Here is an 8,788-nt window from a genome sequence, read left to right as displayed (position 1 = left end):
CCCGACAGCGAGGCGCTCCGCACCGCACCTCACGCCTCCCCAGCCTCGTCGGCTCGGCTTTCACGACCGCCGCGCCGACTCCCTCGCGTTCCGGTCGCGGCCCGTCGGCCGCTCGTAGGCGCGCGCCACCGCGTCGATTTCGGGGGAACCGAACCGTGTTCTCCTCCGGCTCGTCCCTCCTCGACCGCCGTTCCGTTAGGCCTTTGCGCGGCCGTCCCCTCCCTGCGGTAGATGGAGTACCTGGAGCGCCGGGTCGCGCTGGTCGAGGAGCGGATCGAGGGGGTCATCGACCGCGTCGAGCCCGAGGAGCTGTCCGACGAGCTCGCGCACGTCGTGCTCGCGGGCGGCAAGCGCGTGCGCCCGGCGGTGACGATCCTCGCCTGCGAGGCGTTCGACGGCGACCCGGACGACGCCGTCGACTTCGCGGCCGGCATCGAGTTCGTCCACAACGCCTCGCTCGTGATCGACGACATCATCGACCGCTCGGACGTCCGTCGCGGGACCCCCTCCGCGTGGGCCGAGTTCGGCTACGGTCCGGCGATGATCACGAGCGACGGGCTTCTCGGGGAGGCGTTCGCGCTCTTCTCGGCCGACGAGCGGGCGATGCGGACCGTCGCCGAGGCGATGGTCGAGCTCGGCGAGGGGGAGGCGACGGAGCTCGCCGCCCGCCCGACCACGGAGGCCGAGTACATGGAGCTGGCTCGCCGGAAGACCGGCGCGCTGTTCCGCGCGGCCGCGGAGCTCGGCGCGGTCGCGGGCGGCGCGGAGCCGGCCGCGATCGAGTCGTTCGGCGAGTACGCCGAGCGCGTCGGCGTCGCCTTCCAGATGCGCGACGACGTGCTCGACGCCACCGCCGACGCCGACGACCTCGGGAAGCCGACGGGCCAGGACGCCGAGATGGACCGGCCGTCGGTCGTCCAGGTGACCTCGCTCTCGCCGGCGGAGGTCGACGAACGCGCGCGCGAGCAGTCCGAGCTCGCGCTCGCCGCGCTCGAGGACGCGAACCCGCCCGAAACGGAGGCGATCGAGTACCTCCGTGACCTCGCGGAGTTCGTCGTCGTCCGCGAGCGATAGCCGCCCCGGAGTTCGTCGTTCGTGGATACACTCACGCGATGGAACTTCGATGTATTCATACTTGTGCGATCACGATCATTAATATGAACCGCGCAGAGAAGGCGGCCCTCCAGTTACAGGCGGTCGCCGTGTTGCGGACGTTGAAGGAGACGCGGACGTACGAGGAGCTGTCGACGCTCACCGGGCTGCCGGCGGGCGACCTGAACCGGTACGTCAACGGCCACGTGCTCCCCGGCGCCGACCGGGCGCGCGAGGTGGTCAGCGAGGTCGGCCGCGACGCGCTCGCCGACGAACTCGTCGCCCGCGTCGCCTTCGACGACGAGGGATACGTCGACAACAGCGGCGTCGTCTTCGACCAGTCCTTCCTCGACCTGGTCGCGCCAGTCGCGGCCGAGACGTTCGAGTTCGCCTCGCCCGACGTGGTGCTCACCGCCGCGACCGACGGGATCACTCTGGGTGCGGCGATGGCCTCCTTCTTCGACGCCCGGCTGGCGTACGCCAAGAAGTCGAAGGAGACCGCCGTCGAGGAGTTCATCGAGTCGCGCCAGCGGCTCGCCTCCGGCATCGAACTCACCTACTACCTGCCGAAACGCGCCATCGAGGCGGGCGACACCGTCCTCGTCGTCGACGACCTGATCCGGTCGGGCGAGACCCAGGAGCTCCTCCTCGACATCGCGTTACAGGCCGACGCCGACGTCGGCGGCGTGTTCACGCTCATCGCCGTCGGCGACGAGGGCATGCGCCGGGCCCGCGAGATCACCGACGCCCCCGTCGGCGCGCTGACGACCTTCGAGTAGGAACCGGACCCGTCGCGGCACCGCGCCGTTCGCACGTTCGACCAGTTTTTGACGATGAAACGACAGCTCGACGAGATCTATATGCACATTTGTGTATCTCTGCTCATTTCAGGTAGAAATACTTATGTTTGACACCGGGAGTATCCACGAGTAACCAATGGGGATCGCAGACACGTTGGCGACACGGTTCGACGTCGAAGGGCACGGATCGGACTTCCGGACCGAGTTGGTGGCGGGGCTCACGACGTTCCTCGCGATGTCCTACATCATCGTGGTGAACCCGTTCATCCTCGCGGAGGCGATCCAGATCCCGGGATACGAGTTCATCGAGGTGGTCCAGATGATCGCCATCGCGACGATCCTCGCGTCCGCGGTCGGGACGCTGGTGATGGCCGTCTACGCCAACCGACCGTTCGGGCTCGCGCCCGGGATGGGGCTCAACGCCTTCTTCGCGTTCACCGTGGTGATCGGTCTGGGCATCCCGTGGCAGACGGCGCTCGCGGCCGTCTTCGTCGAGGGGCTGTTGTTCATCGCGTTGACCGCGGTCGGCGCACGCAAGTACGTGATCCGGCTGTTCCCCGAGCCGGTCAAGCGCTCCGTCGGCGCGGGTATCGGGCTGTTCCTCCTGTTCATCGGCCTTCAGGAGCTCCGACTCGTCGTTCCCGACGACGCGACGCTCGTCACGCTCGGCGCGGTGTTCGGAAACCCGTGGTCGATCCTCGGGATCCTCGGACTGGCGTTCACCTTCGCGCTGTGGGCCCGCGGGATCACGGGCGCGGTCATCCTCGGCATCCTGACCACCGCGCTCTCCGGCTGGCTGCTCACGCTCGGCGGGGTCTTCGAGCGCGGCGTCGTCACGCCCGAGTCGCTGCCGGCCGCCCAGTACGACATCACCCCGCTCGCGGGCGCCTTCCTCGAGGGGCTCGCCGACATCGAACCGCTCACCTTCACGCTCGTCGTCTTCACGTTCTTCTTCGTCGACTTCTTCGACACCGCCGGGACGCTCATCGGGGTCTCGCAGTTCGGCGACTTCCTCGACGAGGACGGCGACCTCCCGGAGATGGACGAGCCGCTGATGGCCGACGCGGTCGGCACCACCGTCGGCGCGATGCTCGGCACCTCCACGGTGACGACGTACATCGAGTCGTCGGCCGGGGTCGAGGAGGGCGGACGCACCGGTCTCACCGCGCTCGTCGTCGCCGCCGGCTTCCTCCTCTCGCTTCTCGCGGTACCCGCCGTTGCGGCCATCCCCGCGTACGCCTCCTTCATCGCCGTCATCGTCGTCGGCGTGATGATGCTCCAGGGGGTCACCGAGGTCGATTGGTCCGACCCGGCGTGGGCGGTGTCCGCCGGACTCACCGTCACCGTGATGCCGTTCGCCTACTCGATCGCCGACGGCCTGGCGGCCGGGATCGTCGCGTACCCGCTGATCAAGGTCGCGACCGGCGAGTACGACGACGTCGACCTCGGCCAGTACGCCATCGCGGCGCTGCTCGTCGTCTACTACGTGCTCCAGACCCGCGACGTGATCCTGTAGCGCCCCCCTCGAGCGCCGCGATCGGTGCCGCGGTCAACGGCGGCCGCGACCCGCCCGTGCGCGTCCCTCCACCGACCGCGGAGGTTCTTTACCTCCCGAGCCCGTATCCTCGGGCGATGACGGACCTGAAACTCTACGAACTGGAGGGTTGCCCCTACTGTGCGAAAGTCAAGGAGACGCTCGCCGAGCTCGACCTCGAGTACGAGTCGATCATGGTCCCGCGCCCGCACGGAGAGCGGACCGAGGTCGAGGAGGTAAGCGGCCAGACGGGCGTCCCCGTCCTCGTCGACGAGGCGAACGGGATCGACGCGATGCCCGAGAGCGACGACATCGTCGAATACCTCGAGGAGACGTACGGCAACGCGAGCTAAACGGACCGGGACGAACGGTCGTCGTTTCCGAAGGCCAACGTTGATACGTTCCGAGACGGATCCGTCGGCATGGATCTCCCTCGCCTCCCGAAACAGCGATGGGCGAGGGCGACGCTCGGGCTCTCGCTGCTCTTTGCGGTCGCCGCGTTCGCGTACTTCGCGTCCGACGGCGCGCTGTTTCAGGGCGTCGTGTTCGCCGTTCTCATCCTCGGTGCCGGGTACTGGGAGTACAGAAAGAAGCTGCAAGAGAAGCGAGTGGCGAGGCAGTACGAGGCGGAAGCGGAGGAACAACGCCGGAGAAACGAACGCTGATCCGCACGACGCCTCGAGTTCACGGATCGCCGAACAGTCCTTCCGGAAGTCACGGGTTTCATGTGTGAGAGCGGCGATCACACCGTTATGACCGACGAACGTGAGGACGTGTTGGACGCGATGGACTGGTTGCTCGACAGCTTGGAGGCGAACGATGCGGTGTCGTACGCGGAGGTCGGCGGCGTCTACCAGGAGAAGACGGACGCGGTCGTCACGGGCGATGGCCCGCGGAGCGCGACCGAGTTCACCGAGACCGGCGTCTGGCTCCGGGTCTTCGCGAACGGCGCGGCCGACTACCGGTACACCAACTCGATCGACGAGGAGAGTCTCACCGACGTCGCCGACCGCGCGATCCGCAGCGGCGAGGTGCTCGCCCAGGACCAGCCCGGCCGCTTCGACGCCTACACCACCCACCGAGCGACCCACGGCGGCTGGTCCGAGGAGGGGATCGAGTCGGTCGACGTCGACGAGAAGGTCGCGGCCGTCGAGGCGGGCTTCGCGGCCGCCGCCGACCTCGATCTCGACCGTCGGTGGGCGAACTACGTCGACGCCCATATCGAGGAGGCCGTCGGAACCACCACCGGAAGCGTCATCCAAACGACGCTCGACCGGGCGAGAGTGGAGTTCAGCCTCACGCTCGCCGACGGGGCGAAAGTGAGACGTCACGCGGGCTCGACCGAGGGAGCGGCCTTCCTCGAGGAGATACCGGACGCCATCGAATCCGCTGCGGCGGACGCGCGTACGCTCGCCGATGCCGATCCCGTCGACGTCCCGTCCGGCGAGACGACGGTCGCGTTGAGCCCCCAGGCGGCCGGCCAGCTCTTCCACTTCGTGTCTCACTACCTCGAGGCCGACGCCGACTACATGGGAATGAGCCCCTACGAGGTCGGCGACCGGATCGGCCCGGAGACGCTTTCGATCGAGGACACGGTTCACGCCGGATCCTTCGCGGCTCGTGCGTACGACGCCGAGGTGAAACCGACCGCGCCGACGCGACTGGTCTCCGACGGCCGGGTCCGGCGTCGCCTCCACAACACGACCACCGCCGCCGAGGAGGACACGTATCCGAGCGGAAACAGCGTTCCCAGCCTCGGGTTCACCGAACCGCCCCGGATCCACGCCCGGCACCTGGACGTTGACGCCAGCGACGCGACGGCGGCGGGGCTCGAAGCCGACGCCGACGTGTACGTCGAGCGGTTCAAGAAGCCGTGGCTCCGCGACGAGTTCGAGCGCGTCCAGCGGGCGGGCGTCTTTCCGGCGAGCGCCCTATACGCGAAGGACATCGACGACATGACCGAGGATCGGCCGGAGTGCGGGTCCGCGGAGTTCCCGCTCGCCGAGGCCTACCGTCTCGACGATGGGGAACGGAACGGCCGCGTCGACGGGATGTTCCTGGAGTATACGCCGGACGTGCTCCGTAGCGTCTCGCGGATCGGCGATGCTCGCGGGACGGTGACGGGCGTCTGTGAGAAGCACAAATCACAGATCCCGTTCGCGGTGACCGCGCCGGGGCTCCTGCTGGAAGCACCCATCGAGAAGGGAACCTAGTCCTTATCGACGGAGACGAGCCGTCGACGGGGAACGGAAATTAGTCGTCCGCGGGCGTGGATTCGGGCTCGTCGCCCGTCTCCGCCGCGCTCGGACTCCCGGTCATCTCCTGATAGGGGTCGTACCCCTCCGCGCTGTCGTAGAGGTGACAGGCGACGTCCTGTTCGAAGTCCGTCTTCGCCTCCAGCGGCGGGACGACCTGGTCACAGACGTCGCCGATGTACTCCGAACACCGGTTCTTGAACCGACAGCCGGTCGGGATGTCGATGACGTCGCCGACCTCTCCCTGAAGCTCGACCCGCTCGCGACCCACGGCGGGGTCGGGAACGGGAACGGCGTTGATGAGCGCCTGCGTGTACGGGTGTTGCGGGTTCTCGATGATCTGGTCGGTCGGTCCCTTCTCGACGATCTTGCCCATGTACATGATCGCCAGCCGGTCACACATGTGCCGGAGCAGCGAGAGGTCGTGACTGATGTATACCACCGAGAGGCCGAACTCGTCGGTCATCCGGTCGAGAAGCGAGAGCACCCCCGCACGGAGACTCACGTCGAGCATCGATACCGGCTCGTCCGCGACGATGAAGTCAGGATCGAGCACGAGCGCCCGCGCGATCGCGACCCGCTGTCGCTGCCCGCCGGACAGCTCGTGGGGGTACTGATCGAAGTAGTGCTCGGCCGGGAGCAGCTCCGCGAACTCCAGCGCACGCTGGACCCGCGCCGTCTCGTTGCGGATGTCGTGGATCCGCAGCGGCTCGGCGACGGTGTCGTACACCGTCATCCGTGGGTTCAGGCTCTCGAAGGGGTCCTGGAAGATCATCTGTGCGTTCTGGCGGAACTGCTTGATCTCCGCGTCGCTCGCCTCCGAGAGTCGCGTGTCGTCGTAGACGATGTCGCCGGCGGTCGGGTCGTGAAGCTTCACCAGCGACATCCCGGTGGTCGTCTTCCCGCAGCCGGATTCGCCGGCGAGCCCGAGGGTCTCCCCCTCGCGAAGCTCGAAGCTGACGCCGTCGACCGCGTGGACGTAGTCGGGTTCGCCCCTGCCGAAGGACTCAACCAGGCTGGCGATCCAGCCCTGATTGACCTTGAAGTGTTTCTTCAGGTCGTCGACCTCGAGGAGGACCTCGTTGCCGCTCATTCCTCGACACCTCCGTCGGTCGCGGCGGCCGCTTGATCCCACGTCCCCGGATCGTCGGCGTACGGCCGGAGCTCGGTGTCGATCTCGTCGGCGTAGTGGCAGTACGAGCGGAGCCCGTTCTCGTAGTGCGCCTCCGGCTCCTCCTCGCGGCACCTGTCGGTCGCCATCGGACATCGCTCGGCGAACCGACACCCCTGTGGCGGATCGATGAGTTCGGGCGGGTATCCCGAGATCGAGAGCAGGTCCTGGCTGCTCTTCCTGATGTTCGGGAACGCACGCTTCAATCCGATCGTGTACGGGTGATACGGCTGGTTGAAGATCTCATCGACGGGACCTTCCTCCGCGATCTTCCCCGCGTACATCACGATGACGCGGTCGCAGGTCTCGGCCACGACGCTCACGTCGTGGGTGATCACGAGCATCGAGGAGTTGATCTCCTCCTGGATCGAGCTCATCCGCTTGAGGATCTGGTCCTGCATGATCACGTCGAGCGCCGTGGTCGGCTCGTCGGCCAGCATCAGCGACGGCTCGAGCGCGAGCGCCATCGCGATCATGGCCCGTTGACGCATCCCGCCGGAGAACTGGTGTGGGTAGTCGTCGGCGCGCTCCGGATCGAGTCCGACGAGTTCGAACATCTGGGTCACGATCTCGGTGGACTCGACGCGACCGGTCCCGGGACGATGCGTCTCGATGGCTTCGACGATCTGCTCCCGGATGGTGTACACCGGGTCCAGCGAGTTCATCGCCGACTGGGCGATCATGGAGATCTCCTCCCACTTGAGGCGACGCCGTTGGGCGTTGGTCATCTCCGTCAGGTCGTCGCCCTTGAAGTTGATGCTCCCGTTGTTGATGTAGCCGGCGTCGGGAAGGATCCCGATGATCGCCTTCGCGAGCGTGGTCTTCCCACAGCCGGACTCGCCGACGATGCCGATGTTCTCGCCCTCTTCGACTTCGAAGGAGACGCCGTCGACCGCCTGTGCCGGCCCTTCTTCCGTTTCGTAGTAGACTTCGAGGTCTTCGACTTCCAGTTGACTCATTGTATCTTGGGGTTAGTGATCTCTTCGTAGCCACGGCCGATGAGGAAGCCGCTGATGACGAGCAGGCCGATACAGATTCCCGGCGGCACGAACCACCACCAGGCGCCGAACGAGAGCGCCGAGTACGCCCGGGAGGCCTGCAGCATCGTTCCCCACGAGACCGTGTTGGGGTCGCCGAGACCGATGAACGAGATGCCCGCCTCGGCGAGGATGGCCCACGCGATCCCGAACGAACCGTAGAGGAACGTCATCGGGAGCACGTTGGGCGCGAGGTGTCTGCTGATGATGTGCCAATCGCCCGCCCCGGCGACCTCCGCGGCCTTCACGAACGGTCGTTCACGGAGCGACAGCGACTGCGAGCGGATGACGCGGGCGGTCGAGCGCCACTGGAGAATGATCAACGCGAGGATGATGTTCCAGAGGTCGGGTCCGAGCACCGCGACGAGGACGATGACCGTCGGCAGAAGCGGCATCCCGTACAGGAAGTCGACGATACGCATCAGCGCGTCGTCGACCTTCCCGCCGTAGTAGCCCGCGACGAGCCCGACGAGCGTCCCGATACCCGCGGTGAAGAACGCGGCGATGAGCCCGACCAACAGCGCGGCGCGCGTGCCGTACACGAGCTGGCTGAAGATGTCGAACCCCTCCGCGGTCGTTCCGAGGAGATACTCGGTGTCCCCGCCGAGCAGTGAGGGTTCCGCCCACTTGTCCTGTATGATCCCGGCGTCGCCCTGGAACTGGCGCTGGAGTGGCTGGTGGGTCGCGATGAACGGCGCGAAGATCGCGATGATCATGAATCCCGCAACGGTGAGCATCGAGAGCTTGACCGACAGCTCGTCGGTCAGCATGCCCCAGTGTTCCTTCAGCGTCTCCCGCCAGAGACGGAACGTCCGCTCCCACTTGTTGATCTCCTCGTCGGTGCTGGCGTCGTCGAGATCGGTGTATATCGACCGCGTTGATTGTTCTTCTTGGGCCAT

At 66.9% G+C, this 8,788-nt stretch carries 9 protein-coding genes; 6 read left to right on the top strand and 3 right to left on the bottom strand.

Features of this window, described 5'->3' with window-relative positions:
• Positions 1–231: 231 nt before the first annotated feature.
• From OKW78_RS08355 to OKW78_RS08330, 6 genes are all read left to right on the top strand, one after another.
• Positions 232–1,074: a polyprenyl synthetase family protein gene (locus tag OKW78_RS08355; protein WP_122104075.1), complete on the top strand. Its 843-nt coding sequence runs from the start codon at positions 232–234 to the stop codon at positions 1,072–1,074.
• A gap of 83 nt (positions 1,075–1,157) precedes the next feature.
• On the top strand, positions 1,158–1,871 hold the full coding sequence (locus tag OKW78_RS08350) for a phosphoribosyltransferase family protein (RefSeq protein ID WP_122104074.1): 714 nt from the start codon (positions 1,158–1,160) through the stop codon (positions 1,869–1,871).
• A 157-nt stretch (positions 1,872–2,028) separates the two neighbouring features.
• Positions 2,029–3,408, top strand: coding sequence for an NCS2 family permease (locus OKW78_RS08345; protein WP_281194723.1), 1,380 nt, complete (start codon positions 2,029–2,031; stop codon positions 3,406–3,408).
• 116 nt (positions 3,409–3,524) lie between these two features.
• Complete coding sequence (locus tag OKW78_RS08340; RefSeq protein WP_122104072.1) at positions 3,525–3,779, top strand: glutathione S-transferase N-terminal domain-containing protein; 255 nt, start codon at positions 3,525–3,527, stop codon at positions 3,777–3,779.
• A gap of 69 nt (positions 3,780–3,848) precedes the next feature.
• Positions 3,849–4,091 carry a hypothetical protein gene (locus tag OKW78_RS08335; RefSeq protein ID WP_281194722.1) on the top strand — a complete coding sequence of 81 codons (243 nt, stop codon included), beginning with the start codon at positions 3,849–3,851 and terminating at the stop codon, positions 4,089–4,091.
• 87 nt (positions 4,092–4,178) lie between these two features.
• Positions 4,179–5,639, top strand: coding sequence for a TldD/PmbA family protein (locus tag OKW78_RS08330; RefSeq protein ID WP_281194721.1), 1,461 nt, complete (start codon positions 4,179–4,181; stop codon positions 5,637–5,639).
• Positions 5,640–5,679: 40 nt separating this feature from the next.
• On the opposite strand, the gene OKW78_RS08325 is transcribed toward OKW78_RS08330, so the two are convergent.
• From OKW78_RS08325 to OKW78_RS08315, 3 genes are read right to left on the bottom strand one after another with little or no spacing between them, the layout of a single operon-like run.
• Complete coding sequence (locus tag OKW78_RS08325) at positions 5,680–6,774, bottom strand: ABC transporter ATP-binding protein (RefSeq protein WP_122104070.1); 1,095 nt, start codon at positions 6,772–6,774, stop codon at positions 5,680–5,682.
• Positions 6,771–7,811: an ABC transporter ATP-binding protein gene (locus OKW78_RS08320; RefSeq protein WP_281194720.1), complete on the bottom strand. Its 1,041-nt coding sequence runs from the start codon at positions 7,809–7,811 to the stop codon at positions 6,771–6,773. Before OKW78_RS08320 ends, OKW78_RS08325 begins: the two co-directional genes overlap by 4 nt.
• A complete protein-coding gene (locus OKW78_RS08315; RefSeq protein ID WP_281194719.1) occupies positions 7,808–8,788 on the bottom strand; it encodes an ABC transporter permease in 981 nt (326 codons plus the stop codon). Before OKW78_RS08315 ends, OKW78_RS08320 begins: the two co-directional genes overlap by 4 nt.

The sequence above is a fragment of the Halorubrum sp. F4 genome, from assembly GCF_027257195.1.
Lineage (GTDB): Archaea > Halobacteriota > Halobacteria > Halobacteriales > Haloferacaceae > Halorubrum.
This window is presented reverse-complemented; position numbering and strand designations above follow the sequence as displayed.